The sequence below is a fragment of the Mesorhizobium sp. M0047 genome, from assembly GCF_040323315.1.
Lineage (GTDB): Bacteria > Pseudomonadota > Alphaproteobacteria > Rhizobiales > Rhizobiaceae > Mesorhizobium.
On sequence record NZ_JAMYUW010000031.1, the window covers coordinates 48,511 to 66,477 of the forward strand.

15 protein-coding genes are annotated in these 17,967 nt (G+C 64.1%); 3 read left to right on the top strand and 12 right to left on the bottom strand.

Annotation, left to right across the window (positions count from 1 at the left end; all coding sequences use genetic code 11):
• Window positions 1-14: 14 nt before the first annotated feature.
• Window positions 15-1,337 carry a histidinol dehydrogenase gene (gene hisD / locus NKJ89_RS24995; protein ID WP_352606434.1) on the bottom strand — a complete coding sequence of 441 codons (1,323 nt, stop codon included), beginning with the start codon at window positions 1,335-1,337 and terminating at the stop codon, window positions 15-17.
• A 202-nt stretch (window positions 1,338-1,539) separates the two neighbouring features.
• Window positions 1,540-2,313: an SDR family NAD(P)-dependent oxidoreductase gene (locus NKJ89_RS25000; protein WP_352606436.1), complete on the bottom strand. Its 774-nt coding sequence runs from the start codon at window positions 2,311-2,313 to the stop codon at window positions 1,540-1,542.
• Between the two features lie 46 nt (window positions 2,314-2,359).
• Between NKJ89_RS25000 and NKJ89_RS25005 the strand changes: the two genes are divergently transcribed.
• On the top strand, window positions 2,360-2,818 hold the full coding sequence (locus tag NKJ89_RS25005) for a hypothetical protein (protein ID WP_352606438.1): 459 nt from the start codon (window positions 2,360-2,362) through the stop codon (window positions 2,816-2,818).
• A gap of 149 nt (window positions 2,819-2,967) precedes the next feature.
• Here NKJ89_RS25005 and NKJ89_RS25010 read toward each other — a convergent pair whose 3' ends face one another.
• The 5 genes from NKJ89_RS25010 to NKJ89_RS25030 all read right to left on the bottom strand — a co-directional run bounded on the left by NKJ89_RS25010 (window position 2,968) and on the right by NKJ89_RS25030 (window position 10,352).
• Window positions 2,968-3,225, bottom strand: a complete 258-nt coding sequence (locus tag NKJ89_RS25010; protein WP_352606440.1) for a BrnA antitoxin family protein — start codon at window positions 3,223-3,225, stop codon at window positions 2,968-2,970.
• A gap of 145 nt (window positions 3,226-3,370) precedes the next feature.
• Complete coding sequence (locus NKJ89_RS25015) at window positions 3,371-6,241, bottom strand: nitrate reductase (RefSeq protein ID WP_352606441.1); 2,871 nt, start codon at window positions 6,239-6,241, stop codon at window positions 3,371-3,373.
• A gap of 3 nt (window positions 6,242-6,244) precedes the next feature.
• Window positions 6,245-6,574, bottom strand: a complete 330-nt coding sequence (nirD, locus tag NKJ89_RS25020; RefSeq protein WP_352606443.1) for a nitrite reductase small subunit NirD — start codon at window positions 6,572-6,574, stop codon at window positions 6,245-6,247.
• Between the two features lie 5 nt (window positions 6,575-6,579).
• Window positions 6,580-9,030, bottom strand: coding sequence for a nitrite reductase large subunit NirB (gene nirB / locus NKJ89_RS25025; protein WP_352606445.1), 2,451 nt, complete (start codon window positions 9,028-9,030; stop codon window positions 6,580-6,582).
• 20 nt (window positions 9,031-9,050) lie between these two features.
• Window positions 9,051-10,352 carry an MFS transporter gene (locus NKJ89_RS25030; protein ID WP_352606447.1) on the bottom strand — a complete coding sequence of 434 codons (1,302 nt, stop codon included), beginning with the start codon at window positions 10,350-10,352 and terminating at the stop codon, window positions 9,051-9,053.
• Window positions 10,353-10,516: 164 nt separating this feature from the next.
• On the opposite strand from NKJ89_RS25030, the gene NKJ89_RS25035 reads away from it, so the two are divergent.
• Window positions 10,517-10,855: a hypothetical protein gene (locus tag NKJ89_RS25035; RefSeq protein ID WP_352606449.1), complete on the top strand. Its 339-nt coding sequence runs from the start codon at window positions 10,517-10,519 to the stop codon at window positions 10,853-10,855.
• A 135-nt stretch (window positions 10,856-10,990) separates the two neighbouring features.
• On the opposite strand, the gene NKJ89_RS25040 is transcribed toward NKJ89_RS25035, so the two are convergent.
• The 5 genes from NKJ89_RS25040 to NKJ89_RS25060 all read right to left on the bottom strand — a co-directional run bounded on the left by NKJ89_RS25040 (window position 10,991) and on the right by NKJ89_RS25060 (window position 16,338).
• Entirely contained in the window at window positions 10,991-11,788 is a 798-nt protein-coding gene (locus tag NKJ89_RS25040) for an ABC transporter ATP-binding protein (RefSeq protein WP_352606451.1), read from the bottom strand.
• A gap of 11 nt (window positions 11,789-11,799) precedes the next feature.
• Window positions 11,800-12,690: a nitrate ABC transporter permease gene (gene ntrB, locus NKJ89_RS25045; RefSeq protein WP_352606453.1), complete on the bottom strand. Its 891-nt coding sequence runs from the start codon at window positions 12,688-12,690 to the stop codon at window positions 11,800-11,802.
• A gap of 127 nt (window positions 12,691-12,817) precedes the next feature.
• Entirely contained in the window at window positions 12,818-14,134 is a 1,317-nt protein-coding gene (locus tag NKJ89_RS25050; protein ID WP_352606455.1) for a CmpA/NrtA family ABC transporter substrate-binding protein, read from the bottom strand.
• A 360-nt stretch (window positions 14,135-14,494) separates the two neighbouring features.
• Window positions 14,495-15,733, bottom strand: a complete 1,239-nt coding sequence (locus NKJ89_RS25055; RefSeq protein ID WP_352606493.1) for a CmpA/NrtA family ABC transporter substrate-binding protein — start codon at window positions 15,731-15,733, stop codon at window positions 14,495-14,497.
• 2 nt (window positions 15,734-15,735) lie between these two features.
• On the bottom strand, window positions 15,736-16,338 hold the full coding sequence (locus NKJ89_RS25060; protein WP_352606457.1) for an ANTAR domain-containing response regulator: 603 nt from the start codon (window positions 16,336-16,338) through the stop codon (window positions 15,736-15,738).
• 577 nt (window positions 16,339-16,915) lie between these two features.
• Here NKJ89_RS25060 and NKJ89_RS25065 point away from each other — a divergent pair.
• A complete protein-coding gene (locus NKJ89_RS25065) occupies window positions 16,916-17,965 on the top strand; it encodes a PilN domain-containing protein (protein WP_352606459.1) in 1,050 nt (349 codons plus the stop codon).
• Window positions 17,966-17,967: the final 2 nt, after the last annotated feature.

Here is a 17,967-nt window from a genome sequence, read left to right on the forward strand (position 1 = left end):
ACGATCGCGTCCGCTCAGCCGGCGAGATAGCGGTCGCGGATCTCCGACACCGCGTTCTCGTGCGAGCTGAACCCCTCATAGCGGGCGAGCCTGCGCGCATGCAGCGCGAGTTCAGGATAGGCCGCCGAGGTGACATAGCCGACCGACGAGCGCTTGACGAAATCCGTCACCGAAAGCGGCCCATAGGTTCGCGCCCAGCGGCTGGTCGGCAGTACGGCATTGGGTCCGAGGACGAAGTTGGCAAGGGTCACCGGCGTGTGCGGTCCCATGAGGATTTCGGCCGCCTCGGTGATGCGTCCGAGATGCGCGAACGGCTCCTTCGACAGGATCTCGAGATGTTCGGGCGCATAGTCGTTGATGAAACGGTAGCTGTCTTCCAGCGACGCAGTCAGCACGACGCCGCCGCGCTTGCCGGTCAGCACAGCGCGAGAGAACTCAACACGCTGTTCAGTCATCCGCGACCAGTGATCCGGAAGTGCGGCGAGTGCTGCTTCGGCGACCTTGCGGCTGTGCGTCACCAGATAGGCTGAAGAATCCGGCCCGTGCTCGGCTTCGATGAGAAGATCAAGCGCGGCAAGGCCGCCGTCGACGCTGTCATCGGCAAAGATGATCGCTTCCGACGGGCCGGCTGGAAGACCCGTATTGATGACCGAGGACAACACGCTCTTGGCCGCCACCACCCACGGGCTGCCGGGACCGACGATCTTGAGTGCGGGCTTCACTGTCTCGGTGCCGTAGGCGACGGCGGCGACGGCTTGCGCGCCGCCGCATTTGTAGACGGTCCCGACGCCGGCAAGGCGCGCGGCGACCAGCGTTGCAGCGTCCACCGAACCATCCGATGTCGGCGGCGTCACGATGGCGATCTGCGGCACGCCGGCAATCACCGCCGGTACCGACGTCATCATCGTCACCGACGGGAAGGCGCCCTTGCCGCGCGGCACGTAAAGCGCAACGGAAGCGATCGGCGTGTACCTGTCGCCGGCATAGGCTCCCGGCCGGACCTCCTTGAGCCACATCGTTTCCGGCTTCTGCTCCTCGTGGAAATGCCGGATGTTGTCGATACCGAACTGGATGCTCTCCACGACATCTTTTTCGACCTTGTCGAACGCCGCGTCGAACTCAGCTTCCGACACCTGCAGTTCGCCCTCGGCGACATTGGCCTTGTCGAGTTCCCTGGCAAAGCGGATCAAGGCGGCGTCGCCTTCGTCCTTGACGGCCTGGATGATCGGCCGGACCTTCTCGACGAAGACCGTCAGATCGGTCTCGGCGCGCTTCAGCAGACTGGCGCGCTGGTCGGCATCGATGGATGACAAATCGTGGAAGCTGATGTCGGACATGGCAGCTGGTTCTCCTGGGACTTTTCGAACGCAATGACGGCTGGTCGGCCATCTTTCGGCGGGCCGACGGGTCGACCCGGGACGAGGATCAAAGCCATCGCGAGGCTTCGCCCGGACATAAAGTATATACATGTACGTATGACGGTCGCCAGCAATTTTTCCACCGTCCTTCCGATCGAAACTGCCGAGGCAAACTGCTCCATCAGATCGAGGCGAGAAAGCCGCCATCGACCGGGATGGACTGGCCGGTGATGTAGGCCGCGGCATCCGAAGCAAGGAACACCGCGATGCCGTGCAGGTCGTGGAGATCGCCGAAGCGGCGCTGCGGAATCTTGGCCAGCATCGACTGCTGCCATGCTTCGCTGCTGTAAAACACGTCGGTCATCGCCGTCCTGAAATAGCCCGGCGCAATGGCGTTGACCCGGATGCCAAGCTCCGCCCACTCCGCCGCCAGCGCCCGCGTCATGCCGAGCAGACCCGACTTCGAAGAGCCATACGGCACCGCAGTGGGGATTCCGACCTCCGATGTCAGCGAACACAAATTGATGATGGCGCCGGAACGGCCGGCGTCCCGCATCTGCCGTGCGGCGGCCTGGGCACAGAAGAACGCTCCCTTCAGATTTGTATCGACGATCCTGTCCCACAGCGCCTCATCGACATCGAGCGAGGGCCGCACCTCCTCCATCCCGGCATTGTTGACGAGAATATCGAGACCGCCAAGCAGGCCGGCGGCCTCGGCGGTTGCTGCCCGGCACCGCTCGACATCGGTGACGTCAAGTGCGATGGCGTGCGCCACCCCGCCGGCCGCGCGGATGGCTGTCGTCGTCGCCTCAAGCGAAGCCAGGCCGCGGGCCGTGACCGCGACGTCGGCGCCGGCTGCGCTCAGCGCCTCGGCGATGCTGCGCCCGATGCCGCGGCTTGCGCCGGTGACAAGCGCCTTCCTGCCGGAGAGATCGAAGAGAGAAGCATTGCGCATGTGATCCTCCTTGCTGTGCCGGCTTCGGTTTCGAGGCTATCATATCATGTTGCGTATACAAGCATATACAAAGTACTTCAGCTGCGCTGCTGATGGCATCATTCGGCGCAGGAGCACCCTTGTCGTCAATGTCGACGGCACATTTTATTTGGCCTCGAACCGGACGCAGGTCTTAACTTTCGCGGCGTGGGTTTTTACATCCCTTGGCGTCTGCAAACCATTGACGCTTGAGGAGGCTCCTTTGCAGCAGCAACCAGACTCTGTCGCCGCCCGCCGATTGGGCATTCTCATCGAGCAGTATGTGGAAGCGCGCAAAAAGCGCCACGACTATGTGTCGACCGAACACGCCTATCGGGCCATCCGGCAGGTCCTCAAACCCGCCATTCCCGATCGCGAACTTGACGACATGGTCGCCTCGCATGCTGTCAAGAAGGGTTTGGCAGTCGTTTTCGACCGCCAGACCAAAGCGTCCGCCGATGATATTCCTCCGGGGATCCGGTCTTAGATCAACGCATGCCTGCCGGCGCGTCAGGCCGCCGACCAATAAGCGCCGGCGTCCGCGCCCGGTTTGTCGAATACAGGACGGTTGTCCTGTTCTGCCATGCCGCGCAGAAAATCGCCAAGGATGCCGCGACCTTTGCGACGCAACGGTCTCTACTCGTCTTCCGAACCGCCGGCAGTCGGCTTGCCTTCTATCACCTGCCGCAAGGCGTCGTTGATGCGATCCTGCCAGCCGGGTCCATCCTCCTGGAAATAATCCAGAACGGCTCGGTCGATCCGGATCGAAACAAGCTCCCTGACACCTGGAGCGGCCGAGGGCTCACGAACCGGAGCAGCCGGCTTCTTCACCGGCTTGAAGGCGGCCTCGGCGGCCGTCATCGGATTTGTCGGTCGGCGCGGGGGATTAGCCATTGGGTGACCCTGACTGAAGAGGATTCGTGCTCGGTGCTGCACGCTTGTGCCATCTTAGCCCAACTGGCGCCGCGGCGCAGATCCTTTTGGTTTCGAGCGGGCGGCAGCGGTCGGGCGCACTCTTCGCGGCCCGCTCCGGCGCTCGTCACTCGGCTGCCTGAAGAGTTTGTGCGTCGACGATAACCCTGATTTCGGCGCGGCAGGAGCCGCAATTCGTCCCGGCATGCAGCGCCGCGCCGATTGCCGCGACGCTGCCGCAACCCTGGCGCACCGCTTCCGCGATCTGGTTGGCGCCGACGCCGAAACAGGAGCAGACGATGGCGCCGCGGTCGGCGTCGATCCCGCCGGGCCGCCCGGCCACGATCGCCAGCCTGCCGCGCCGGTCGACGTGATCGGCACTCAACTGTTCCGCCGCCCAACCACGCGAAACGGCAACCGGACCGGGCGCGACGAACAAGGCCCCGGACAATTGATCGCCGTCGAAGGCAGCGATGCGATGCTGGCCGGCGTCGCGGTCATGATAGGCGAGGATTTCGGCGCCCGGTGACGTGCCGAACAAGGACCCGGCGAAGCCGGCCCAGTCGATGTCGTCATCGCCAAAGGCAAGCTCGACCCGCCAGCCGGCTTTGCATTTTGCCACGGCCCAGTAGGCCGTGGTATCGGGCCCCGGCCTCTGCCGCGTCACTGCGAAGCCGAAGGCTTTCGCGGCGAACTTCTCGATGCGGGCCGCGACATGTTTCAACGCCGGCTGGCCGGAAATCGGGTCGGTCACCGGCGCGGTCAGTGCATCGAGCCTGCCCTTTGCCGCAAACTGATCGGTCCAGTGCATCGGTGCAAACAGGCTGCCCTGGCGCTGTCGTGCCGTCACCAGCGCGCGCACCAGTACCTCGCCGCGCGGGCTGGAAACGCGCGCGATGTCGGCGTCGCCGATGCCGTAAAGCGCGGCATCCGCCGGGTGGATTTCGACGAAGGGCTCGGCGATGTGCTGGGAAAGCCGCGGGCTTTTCCCCGTCCGCGTCATGGTGTGCCAATGGTCGCGAATACGGCCGGTGTTGAGGATCAGCGGATAGTCCGGGCTGGTGCGGATTTCTGTAGTGGGGCGGATGGCAATGAAGCGCGCCTTGCGGTCGGGTGTGTAGAAATTGCCGTTGGCGAAGAAGCGGGTAGTGGAAGGGCCAGGTGCGGCGTGAGCGCTCTCCTCTGGCTGACGTCCAGCTTGAACACCCCCCTCTGGCCTGCCGGCCATCTCCCCCGCAAGGGGGGAGATTAGCGGTTCAGGCGTTGCCGCCATTCTTGCCACGTTGGCGATTGGCGAAGGCTGTAGTGACAGCCGATCTCCCCCCTTGCGGGGGAGATGGCCGGCAGGCCAGAGGGGGGTGCCTTGGCTCGGCGCCGGCCATTGGAAAGGCTCCAACGCGTCGTAGTCTTCTCCATCAACCCCGGCATAAGCTCCAATATCGAAATCCCGCGCACCATCGTTCTCGAACCCCGACAGCGCGGAATGCTCCGCAAACACCTCCGCCGGCGTGGCATGGGAAAACGCCTCGCCAAAACCCATCCGCTTGCCGACCTCGGCAACAATCCGCCAGTCCGGCAGCACTTCTCCGGGCAGCTCCAAAAAAGCACGCTGGCGCGAGATGCGACGCTCGGAATTGGTGACGGTGCCGTCTTTTTCGCCCCAGGCGGCGGCGGGCAGCCGCACATGGGCGTGGCGCACGGTGTCGGTCTGGGCCAACACGTCCGACACCACGACGAACGGGCAGCCCTTGATTGCCGCTTCGACGGCGTCGGCGTCCGGCATCGAATCGACCGGGTTGGTGGCCATGATCCACAGCGCCTTGATCCGCCCATCGGCCAGCGCCTGGAACATCTCGACCGCCTTCAGGCCGGGCTTTCGGGCAATGGTCGGTGCATTCCAGAATCGCTGCACGCGATCGCGATGTTCCGGGTTTTCGACTTCCATGTGGGCGGCCAGCATGTTGGCCATGCCGCCGACCTCGCGGCCGCCCATGGCGTTGGGCTGGCCGGTCACCGAAAATGGCCCTGCCCCGGGCTTACCGATGCGGCCGGTCGCGAGATGGCAGTTGATGATGGCGTTGACCTTGTCGGTGCCCGAGGATGACTGGTTCACGCCCTGGCTGTAGACGGTCACCGTTTTCGCGGTCGCCGAAAACAGGCTGTAGAAGCGGCCAAGCTCGTCCTCGCTCAGGCCCGTGGAGGCGGCGACGTTGGCAAGGTCGAGCGCGGAGGCGGCGAAGAGAGCCTGCCCGAAACCGGTCGTATGCGCCGTGATATAGGGGCGGTCGAGCGCATTGTGCTGGCCGAGATAGGCCAGCAAGCCGGTGAACAGGGCGACGTCGCCATCCGGCGCGATCGCCAGGTGCATGTCGGCGATGTCAGCGGTCATCGTGCGACGCGGATCGACCAGCACGATCTTCATCTCCGGCCGCTTTTCCCGGGCCGCCGCGATGCGCTGGTAGAGCACGGGATGGCACCAGGCGAGGTTGGAGCCGACCAGCACGATGAGGTCGGCAAGCTCCAGATCCTCATAGGTTCCCGGCACCGTATCGGCGCCGAAGGCACGGCGATGGCCGGCGACCGAGGAGGCCATGCAAAGACGCGAATTGGTGTCGATGTTGGCCGAGCCGATAAAACCTTTCATCAGCTTGTTGGCGACGTAATAGTCTTCGGTCAGCAACTGGCCGGAGACATAGAAGGCAACCGAATCCGGGCCGTGCTCGGCGATGGTTTGCGAGAAGGTCGAGGCGACCAGGTCGAGCGCCTCGTCCCAGCCGGCGCGGCGGCCGTGGATCTCCGGATGAAGCAGCCTGCCGTCAAGGTCGACGGTCTCGGCCAGTGCCGAACCCTTGGAGCAGAGCCGGCCGAAATTGGCCGGATGGTTGGGGTCGCCGCGGACGGACACTTGCCCATCCGCGGCGACCTTCGCCAGCACGCCGCAGCCCACCCCGCAATAGGGGCAGGTGGTCCTCACCTCGCGCGCTTCTTCAATTTCCATGTGTCAGGCCGCGCGGCTCGCCAGCGCTTCCAGCGCAATGAACAGATGCTCGCCCTCGACCCGCACTGGAATGGTCCGCACCGCGCCCTCGTCAGCGCCGAGCGCCTTGCCCGTCTCCAGCGAAATCACCCAATTGTGCAAGGGACAGGTCACGGCCGTGCCATGCACGATGCCCTGGCTGAGCGGTCCACCCTTGTGCGGACAATGGTCGTCGATGGCGTAGACCTGATCGTCGGCGGTGCGGAAGACAGCGATTTTCCCCTCGGGTGTGGCGACGCAGCGGGCGCCGCGGCGCGGGATGTCGGAGATGGAGCCAATGGCGATCCAGTTCATGATTGTCACTCCGCCGCCTGCGCAAAGCCGACCGAGGCCATCGGCCGGAACTCGTGCTTGTCCTTGCCGGACACGCGTTCCGACCATGGATCGACCTGGGCGAATTTCTGGCTGAAGACGAAGCGGTCGTAATAGGTCTTGCGCTTCTCCCCATCGTCCATGATCTGGCGCTTGATCTCGGCTATGCCGACGCGCTTGGCCCATTTGTAGATGCGCTCGAGATAGCGGCCCTGCTCCCGGTACATCTGTGTCAGCGCAACGATATGCTCCAGCGCCTCGTCCTCGGTCTTGACCAGTCCGAGCACTTCGGTGCCCTTGATGTCGAGGCCGGCAGCACCGGCAAAATGGATCTCGTAGCCACTGTCGACGCAGATGACGCCGACATCCTTGCAGGTCGCCTCGGCGCAGTTGCGCGGACACCCCGACACCGCCATCTTGACCTTGGCCGGGGTCCACGAGCCCCACATGAATTTTTCGATGCGGACGCCAAACCCCGTCGAATCCTGCGTGCCGAAGCGGCACCAGTCGGAGCCGACACAAGTCTTCACGGTGCGCAGGCCCTTGGCGTAGGCATGGCCGGAGACGAAGCCGGCCTGGCCGAGATCCGCCCACACCGCCGGCAGGTCCTCCTTGCGGATGCCGAGCATGTCGATGCGCTGGCCGCCGGTGACCTTGACCATCGGGATCTCGAACTTGTCGACGACGTCGGCAATGGCGCGCAGTTCGGCGGCGTTTGTGACACCTCCCCACATGCGCGGTACCACCGAATAGGTGCCGTCCTTCTGGATGTTGGCGTGGACGCGTTCGTTGATGAAGCGCGACTGGTAGTCGTCGGCATAGTCGTCCGGCCAGTCGCAGACGAGATAGTAGTTGAGCGCCGGCCGGCATTTGGCGCAACCGCAGGAAGTCGTCCATTCCAATTCCTGCATGACCGCCGGAATGGTCTTCAGGCTCTTGGCCTTGATCAGCCGGCGTACCTCGTCATGGCCGAGCGTCGTGCAGCCGCACATCGGCTGCACCGCCGCCGGATTGTATTTGTCGCCGATGGTCAGCACCATCAGCTTCTCGACCAGCCCGGTGCAGGAGCCGCAGGAGGCCGATGCCTTGGTGTGCGCGCGCACGTCGTCGAGCGAGGTCAGGCCCTTTGTCGTGATCGCGCCCGTGATCTTTCCCTTGCAAACGCCGTTGCAGCCGCAGATTTCCGCATCATCCGGCAAGGCTGCAACGGCCGCCATAGGGTCCAGCGGGGCACCCCCCTGGTATGACTGGCCGAAGATGAGCGTATCGCGCATCTCTGAAATGTCGGTCTGCTTCTTTTTCAGATCGTTGAACCAGGCGCCGTCGGCCGTCTCGCCATAGAGCACGGTGCCGATGATGCGGTCGTCCTTGAGCACCAGGCGCTTGTAGACGCCGGCGGAGGCATCGCGCAGCACGATCTCCTGGCGGTCATCGCCCTCGGCGAAATCGCCGAGCGAGAACAATTCGATGCCGGTGACCTTGAGCTTGGTCGGCGTGTCCGAATGGATGAAAGCCGCGGCCTCGTCGCCGGCGAGCTGGCTGGCTGTCACGCGAGCCATCTCGTAGAGCGGCGCGACCAGCCCATAAACCTGACCGTTGACCTCGGCGCATTCGCCGAGCGCGTAAATATCGGGGTCGTTGCTGCGCATGCCGGCATCGACGACGATGCCACGATTGACGGCGATACCGGCTTCCTTGGCGATTGCGGCGTTCGGTCGGATGCCGACCGCCATGACCACCAGGGTCGCCGGAATGATGGTGCCGTCGGCAAGTTCCACCTGCTCGACCTTGCCGTTGCCGGTGATGGCCTGGGTGTTGGCCTTGGTGATGACCTTGATGCCGCGCTGCTCCACCGCACGCTGCAGCAGATAACCGGCGGCCGGATCGAGCTGACGCTCCATCAATGTCGGCATGACATGCAGCACGGTGACGTCCATGCCTTGCGCATTCAGCCCGGCTGCCGCCTCCAGGCCGAGCAGGCCGCCGCCGATGACCACGGCCTTGGCCCGCGACTGGGCGGCAAGCATCATCGCCCGGACGTCGTCCAGATCGCGATAGGTCAGCACGCCCGGCAGATTGTGGCCGGGTACCGGGATGATGAACGGCACCGAGCCGGTGGCGATGACGAGCTTGTCATAGGGCTCGGTGACGCCATGATCGGACGTGATGGTCTTGGCCTCCCGGTCGATGGCAACGATCTTGTGGCCCTTGTAGAGGGTGATGTTGTTGGCGATGTACCAGCCGTCGCCGTGGATGATGATCTCCTCATAGGCCTTCTCGCCCGACAGAACGGGCGACAGCATGATGCGGTCGTAATTGACGCGCGGCTCGGCGTTGAAGATGGTGACCTGGTAGCGGCCGGGGGCCTTTTCCAAGAGATGCTCCAGCATGCGCCCAGGGGCCATGCCGTTGCCGATGATGACGAGTTTTTCGGTCATATTCCTGATCCGCTCCGGTCTCACTCAGCCGCGTATGAAAGGGCTGGGGCTTCGGCAGATGCCGCGCGCTCCATCCGCCGAATGCTGAACTGCATCCAGGCAAAGCAAGCGACGACGATGACAAAGAGCAGCATGAAGCAGCTCGACCAGACGCCCGTGAGGTCGTTGAGCGCGCCGAAGGCAATCGGCAGGACGAAACCGCCGAGCCCGCCGATCATGCCGACAACGCCGCCGACTGCGCCAACGCTGCCTGGATAGTAGGCCGGTATGTGCTTGTAGACGGCAGCCTTGCCGAGGCTCATGAAGAAGCCGAGCACGCTTGCGACGGCGATGAAAGCCACCGGCCCGATGGCGAAGTGGAAGGCGATCGGCCCGGTAATGCCGTGCACGATATAATCCGTGGGCGGCAGCGACAGGATCAACGTGGCGACGGACGACACCGCAAAGGTCCAATAGAGCACGGTGCGAGCGCCGATCCGATCGGAAAGCACACCGCCATAGGCGCGGAAGACACTTGCAGGGATCGAATAGGCTGCGCCGATCATGCCGGCGGTCGCGATGCCGAAGCCGTAGACGCCGATCAAGTAGCGCGGCAACCACAGCGACAGTGCCACGAACCCGCCAAAGCCGAAGAAGTAGTAGAAGGCGAAGCGCCAGACCTGCACGTTCTTCAGCGGCGCGAATTCCTCCCAGAACTTTCTCGCCGGTGCCGCCTTGCCGGCGCGGCGCTCACGAATGACCGGGTCGTCACCCGTCGTGAACCAGAAAACGACGGCCATGACGACCAGCGCGGCCGCCCAGATCAGCGCGACCGACTGCCATCCCCAGGACAGAAGCACGAACGGCGCCAGGAACTTGGTGACCGCGGCCCCGACATTGCCGACACCGAAAATGCCGAGCGCCGTACCTTGCTTGCCGGCAGGGAAGAAGCGCGAAACATAGGCGACACCAACGGCGAAGGAGCCGCCGGCCAGCCCGACGCCGAGCGCGGCGATCAGCATCTGCCCGTAGGTGTGCGCGAAAGCCAGCAGGAAGGTCGCGACCGCCGCAGCAAGCATGGTCGCCGTGTAGACCAGCCGTCCGCCAAAGCGGTCCGTCCAGATGCCGAGCAGCATACGTACGAGCGAGCCGGTGAGAATTGGTGTGCCGACGAGCAGGCCGAATTCCGTCTCGTTCAGCCCAAGCTCCGTCTTTATGCGGATACCGATGATTGAAAAGATCGTCCACACCGCGAAGCAGACGGTGAAGGCGATGGTGGACATCATGAGCGCCTGCCGGGAGGCATTGTCCTGGCTCGGCGCGGCTGGGAGATTTGCGGTCATTATCAGGCTCCGTTTTGCGGCGTGGGAGGCACCGCGCTTGTCTGGTCGTTCGCGGCTGTCAGCGGCGCGGCATCGGCGAACTGGTTGAAGCCGACCTTTGCGCGGTCGCTTCGAGACCCTTGCCGTCAGTCTTGGCGCCTGCGGGAAAGAGGAGGAGCGCAGCGGTGAACAGCGCCGCCGTCAGCGCGCTGCTGGCCAGAAAATCGCGGCGCGCGAAGTCCGCGAGGGACGCGCCAGTTCCGATCCGTTTCGTCATCGTCGTCTCCGGTTGGGCGCCGCTTGGGACCAGCGCCGTCGATTGCGTGTTCGGTCAAAACAAAAAAGCTGCCGGCCAGGCCGCCGCGTCCGTCTATCCGGGATCGCGTATTGACCTGAGCAGCAGCTTTGCTTGTGGCGCCCGCCATTGGACGCCGTGTCACTTGGCCCTTGCAGGCCTACATTCTGAGAAGCAGGAAGCGTGCCAATTCGACAGCGCTCTGAATTATCGAATGAAATCAATGTGAACCGCAGCCGCACGACTTTTGATCAAGCCCGGCAGCGGATCAAAGATTAGTCAGAATGCCTTGCACAGCAGCATAATATTTGTGCAATGCGGTATACTGCCCATTGCCGATGCAGATTGTTTTTCGGTCACGGCCTTACTCCGCTGCTTCGACGAAGCGGTGGCGTTCGTAGAGGAACTTCAGCACCGCCTCGCGGCAGCGCAGGAAGGTGCGGTCGGAAGAGAGTTCGACGCGGCGGCGCGGCCGGGCCAGCGGCACGGCAAGCACCTCTCCAATGGTCGCCGCCGGGCCGTTGGTCATCATGACGATGCGGTCGGAGAGCAGCACCGCCTCGTCGACATCATGGGTGATCATGATCGTCGTCGAGCCGAGCCTGGAATGGATGTCCATCACCGCGTCCTGCAGATGGGCGCGCGTGAGCGCGTCCAGCGCGCCGAACGGCTCGTCGAGCAGCAGGATCTTCGGCTCCATGGCCAGCGCCCGGGCAATGCCGACGCGCTGCTTCATGCCGCCGGAGATTTCCGCCGGGCGCTTGTCCTTGGCATGCGCCATCTGCACGAGATCGAGATTGCGCATGATCCAGTCATGCCGCTCTGCCCTGCTCTTCGAGCGACCGAAGACCTTCGACACGGCGAGGTTGATGTTTTCGTAGACGGTCAGCCACGGCAGCAGCGAGTGGTTCTGGAACACAACGGCGCGTTCGGGTCCGGGGCTGTCGACCTCCTTGTCCTCGAGCAGCACGGCGCCGGCGGAAACCTTGGTCAGCCCGGCGATCAGGTTCAGCAAGGTCGACTTGCCGCAGCCGGAATGGCCGATGATGGAGACGAATTCGCCCTTGTCGATGGTCAGCCTGATGTCCTTCAGCACCTCGCTGACCTGGTTGCCGCAGGCAAAGGATTTGTCGATATGGTCGAGTTTCAGATAGGCCGTCATCGCCCCTCTCCTCACTTTGCCGTTGTGCCGCGGGTGACGAAGGCGCCGACCGCCGCGACCAAACGGTCGAGGCAGAAGCCGGTGACGCCGATATAGGCGAGCGCGACGATGATGTCGGGCAGCCGCGACGAGTTCCACGCGTCCCAGATGAAGAAGCCGATGCCGACGCCGCCGGTCAGCATTTCGGCGGCGACGATGGCGAGCCAGGACAGGCCGATGCCGATCCTCAAGCCGGTGAAGATGTAGGGCGCGGCGGCCGGCACCATGATTTTCACGAAGAACTCGAACTGGTTGAGCCGCAGGATGCGCGAGACGTTGCGGTAATCCTCGGGGATGTTGCGCACGCCGACGGCGGTGTTGATGATGATCGGCCAGATCGAGGTGATGAAGATGACGAAGATCGCCGACGGGCTGGAATCGCGAAACGCGGCCAGAGACAGCGGCAGCCACGCCAGCGGCGGCACGGTACGCAGGATCTGGAACACCGGGTCGAGACCGCGCATCGCCCAGATCGACTGGCCGACCAGCGCGCCGAGCGCCACGCCGACGATCGCCGCCAGGCCGAAGCCGATGGCAACGCGCTGCAGCGAGATCAGCACGCGCCAGGCGAGCCCGATATCCTGCGGGCCATTGTCGAAGAACGGATGCGCGATCAAATCGTAGGCCTCGTTCCACACCTGACTCGGCGGCGGCAGGCTTGATGTCGGCGACGAGCAGGCGATCTGCCAGACGACCAACATGATGGCGATGACGATGGCCGGCGGCACCAGCGCCCTGGCCAACTTGCCAGCGATGGCGAGCAGATCGAAGCGGCGCCGCGCCTTGGCGGTGAACGCGATCACCGCCGCAGGTTTCGCGGGGAACGCCTTCACCTTTGTGTCCTCGATAGTCTGGATCGACATGTCTGGGAAAAACTCCGTGGTCGGGATTTGCGACAAGCGGCGCGAGCGCCGCTTGCGTGCGGCAGCGGCGCAAGCGGCGCCGTTGCACTTGCGGTCGACAAACGGCGCACTGCGCCGTCTGCGGCGGTCAAGCCGAGGCCTTGATCTTCAGGCTGTCGAGATAGGCGGACGGGTTGGCCGGATCGAAGACCTTGCCGTCGAAGAAGGTCTCGACGCCGCGCGACGACGACGCCGGGATGTCGGCTGCCGCGACGCCAAGGTCCTTGGCCGCCTCGCGCCACAGATCCTCGCGGTTGACCTGGTCGACCAGCGCCTTGAGATCGGTGGTCGGCGCGAACTTGCCCCAGCGGATGTTCTCGGCGAGGAACCACGTATCGTGGCTCTTGAACGGATAGGAGACGCCGCCTTTCCAGAATTTCATGTAGAGATCGGTGCCGTTGGCGACGCGGCCGTTGCCGTAGTTGATGTCGCCCTTGAGGCGGCCGATGATATCGGCGACGGGCACGTTCATCCATTGCCGCTTGCCGATGATGGCTGCCATCTCGTCCTTGTTCTCGCTGGCCTCGCACCATTGCTGGGCTTCCATCACGGCCATCAGGATCGTCTTGGTGGCGTTCGGGTACTTCTCGATGAATTCGGCGCGCAGGCCGAGCGCCTTTTCCGGGTGCCCCTTCCACAATTCGCCTGTCGTGGCAGCGGTGAAGCCGACGCCCTGGTGGACGAGTTGCTCGTTCCATGGCTCGCCGACACAGAACACGTCCATATTGCCGACCTTCATGTTGGCCACCATCTGCGGCGGCGGTACGACGATGGTCGAAACGTCCTTGTCGGGATCGATGCCGCCGGCAGCCAGCCAGTAGCGCAGCCACAAATCATGCGTGCCGCCCGGGAAGGTCATGGCGGCCTTGATTTCTTTGCCGGCCGCCTTTTTGGCGGCGAAGGCGTCCTTCAGCTTCGAGGCATCGAGGCCGACACCGGTGCCGGCATATTCCTGGGCGACCGAAATGCCCTGGCAGTCGTAGTTGAGCCGCGCCACGATCGCCATCGGCATCGGCTGGTTGTTCTGCGTCACCTTGCCGGTGTGCATGAGATAAGGCAGCGGCGTCAGGATGTGAGCACCGTCGATGCCATTGGCGGCGCCGCCGAGCATCAGATTGTCACGTGTCGCGCCCCAGGAGGCCTGTTTGAGCACCTCGACATCGGGCATGCCGAACTTGGCGAACAACCCTTTCTCCTTGGCGATCATCAGCGGAGCCGCATCGGTCAGCGCGATGAAGCCGAGCTTGGCGCCGGTGACTTCCGGGGCGGCAGTTGCCGCATAGGCGCCGGAGGGCAGCAGCGCACGTGCGGCCGCCAGGGTTGCCGCGGTGGCTGCACTTGCCATCAGGAACTTGCGGCGAGTCATTCCCTCGAGAGGGGCTTCAGTCTTGATGCGTTTCGTCATCATCGTCTCCCGTTGGGCACTGCTTGGGATCAGCGCCGTTGATTGCGTGTTCGATCAAAACAGAAAAAGCCGCCGGCCAGGCCGCGCGCGTCCGTCCATCCGGGATCGCGTGTTGACCTGAGCGGCAGCTTTGCCTGTAGCGCCCGCCATTGGACGCCTGTTCCGTGACCCCGAGAAGAGTCTGCTTATTGCAAAGCAGGAACCATGCCAGTTTTGGGATGGATAACAAACATCAATGGGATCAATGAGATGCCACAATCGTCGGCGCGCCGGCCCGCCGGGCGAGCAAGCCAAAGATTGTTCATTAGCGCTGGTGCGCGCACAACTTTTGTGCAATGCACAAGAGTGGCGCGGAAATGATCAGTCGTTCGTGTGAGCCGACTTCTGTCCGGCAATATAGGCGTCGATCTCAAGGGGATCGAAGATCTGGCCGTCGAAGAAACCGTCCGGGCCGAGCACCAGGCCGGCCCCAGTCGCACCGACCGCGGTTGCTGCTTTGAGCGCGCCCTCGACCTTCGAATTGGCGCCGGGAAGTGCTACGCCAAGCGGCTTCAGCGCCGAACGATAGAGGTCGGGCCGGTAGCAGTCACGGGCGATGGCGAGATTTTCCGGCGTGTGCGCCACATGCCCCCAGCGCACCATCTGCGTGTAGAACCACAGCGCATGACTCTTCCACGGAAAGTTCGCCGCCTTGTCGAAAGGCAGGAAGAAGTCGTCGATATCCAACTCCGCCCCGCCACCCAATTGCAGATGGCCGGTCAGGATCGGCATCTGCATCGCAGGCGGCAGGCCGAGGAAGCCGGCCTGCGCCATCACGGCGGCCAACTCGCCATGGTTGGCCGGATCCTGGCACCAGCGCGCCGAGTGATGCAGCGCGCGCAGCAGTGCTGCCAGTGCCTCGGGGTTCTCGTCCGCCCAGGCCTTGCGCACGCCGATCACCTTCTCCGGGCTGTTGCGCCATATCTGCGCCTTGACGGTGACGATATGGCCCGTGCCGGCAGCCACCGAGGCGCTGTTCCAGGGTTCGCCGACGCAATAGCCGTCGATCCGCCCAGCGGCCAGCGCGTCGGCCATGAAAGGCGGCGGCACGATGACGATCTCGATCTGCCGCTCTGGATCGATGCCGCAGGCGGCGAGCCAGTAGCGCAGTTCGTAATTGTGCCCGGAATGCGGATGCACAACCGCGAAGCGCAACGGGTCGTAACCGGCCACGGCACGCTCGCGGATGAGCGCGCCAAGTGCCGCACCGGCACGCGCCGGGTCGAGATCGGGTTCGGCGCCATGCGCCGCCATGCCGGCCCAGACGGCGTTGGAGATGGTGACGCAATTGCCGCCGAGCCCGAGCGAAAACGGCACGATGGTCTCCGAAGCGAGCGGCGTCAGCCCGAGATTGCAGGCGAGCGGCATCGGTCCCAGCATATGCGCAAGATGGAAGTGGCCGATGGCGATGCGGTCGCGGATGTTGGCCCAGGACGTCTCGCGATGCAGCGCAAGCTCGATGCCTTCGCGCGCGGCAAAGCCAAGCTCGCCGGCCGCGACCAGCACGGCGCTGTCGAAAAGCGGCATGAAGCCGGCGGTGATCTGGTGCTCGGCGCCCATGCTCATTCGTCCTCCGCCGGTCCCAGCAGCCCGGCGGCAGTCACCAGGCTCTGGGCGATGTCGCCGATCTTGCGGTTCTGGTTCATCGCCGTCTTGCGCAGCAGCGTGTAGGCCGCCTCTTCGGAGAGGCCACGCGACTTCATCAGGATGCCCTTGGCGCGATCGATCACCTTGCGGCTCTCGAGTTCGCCGCGAAGTTCTTCCAGTTCGCGCGCCATGCGCGAAAAAGCGTTAAAGCGGCTCACCGCCATGTCGAGGATCGGCTTGACGCGCTCTTGCCGCAGCCCGTCGACGACATAGGCCGAAACGCCGGCATCGACGGCTGCCTCGATCGAGGCCTGGTCGGAACGGTCGACGAACATGGCGATCGGCCGCTTCACCGCGCGCGACAGCTGGAACATGTTCTCCAGCATGTCGCGGTTCGGATTTTCAAGATCGATGACGATGACGTCGGGCTCGATCTCGGCGATCCGCCGCGCAATGCCGGCCACGTCGTGGATGACGGTGACCCGCTCATGCCCGGCCTCACGCAGCCCCGCCTCGATGATCGCGGCGCGGATACGGTTTTCGTCGATCACCAGGACGGCGAGAGAAGTTCGGACCATGCCTGCATTGTGACCAAGCGAAGGAATTGTGCAATGCGGTATAACCGAACAATCCCTACATTCGCTGAAACCGGCGATTAATGCCGCACAGCTGAATTCAGCAGGCCCTATGACACCAACGCCGTCGATCACGCGCACGGGCGAAGCGCGAGCAGTTCCTTGGCCGTCGCAAGTCTCCTCGACACGGCCTTGCCGGAATCGGAACTGTTGGACGAAACGGCAGTCAGGAACCCGAGGATCGCCGCAAACGCCACGCGGACCGCCTCCACCTGATGCCTCCAACCCTGTATGCCGAACCAGGGAAATGAAAGGGGCTTCCGATACCTCTCAGTCGACCAGTTGCTCGACCATCGACTGAACGAGAACCCGCTTGGCAGGCCGACCGAGAAGTAAAGCAGAGGTGCTCAAGACCAAAAATCGGAATGCCTGCGGTTTTATGTCGTTCTTCGGTCTCAACAAAAGCTGTGACTAATCGGCCTACCGCGCCTTCGCTAATATCCGCATCAAATCGGCTTTTGTAGTAATCTCATCTTGAAAACCTCGGCCGAGAATCAGCCGGGTTGGCGGGCGGCTGGTTGTGGCGACACTCAACGCGCAGGTTCTGGATTTTTTCGACTGGTGGCTCGACGAGCTGCGAGGGGTCCGGGCGCGGCTTGCGCCCAAACAAAGGCAAGCCACCACCTGCGACTGGATCGTCAGCGTGGCCGATGACGGCATCCGCGCCCGCGAGGCCAATGCGCCGGAGTTCCAATCAATCCCGTTGGCGCTCACCGCCGCTTCGGACGAGGTTCTGGCGCTTCTCCAGGGCGGGCCTCGGCGCAAGCGGCCGACCTTCGATATCCGCATTGAGCCCGGGCTGTTCCTGACCCGGCAACTGGCGGCGCGGCGGCTGCCGCTTCGCCAGGCTCGGGACATGGCCGAGCTCGACCTCCTGGCCTCGACGCCGATCGATCCGGCGCAGGTGCATGTCGTCTTTGCCAGGCACGCCGAGCAGGACTGCTTCTACCATGTCGTCAAGGCGAAGACACTTGCTGCGGTGCTCGAAGCGGTCCGCCGGGCTGGTGGATCGGTCCGCTGCCTATCGCTGTTGCAGCCGCACAGCGTGCTGCGGGCCGATCCGCTCAGCCTCGCCGCCGTCTGGCCGCCGAGCGCTGGCGACCGGAGCCGCAGAACTATAGGGATCGCGGCCTGTTCGATCCTGGCCGGAGCCATGCTGGTCACCTTTGCTCACGCGCATTGGCGCAGCTGGCAGGCGGGTGCCGAACTGGACGCGCAGATCGCCGATGCGCAGGTGCAGGCCAAGGCGGCACGCACCTCGCTGCAGAAGCGCCAGGCCGGCATCGAGCAGATCGAAAGAATCCGCCAGGAAAAGAAGACGACGGCGTCGCTGGTCCGTGTCTGGGCCGAGCTGACGCACCTGCTTCCCGACACGACCTGGCTGACCGATCTTTCGGCCAAGGGCGACGACCTGACCATCACAGGCTTTTCGGCCTCCGCCGCCGAGCTGATCCAGCCGCTCGACGCCTCGCCGTTGTTTTCGGCGCCCGAATTCGCCTCGCCCGTGGTCAAGGTTCCCGGCCAGGAGGGCGAACACTTCACCATTACGGCAAAGATCGGAGCGCTCTAGCG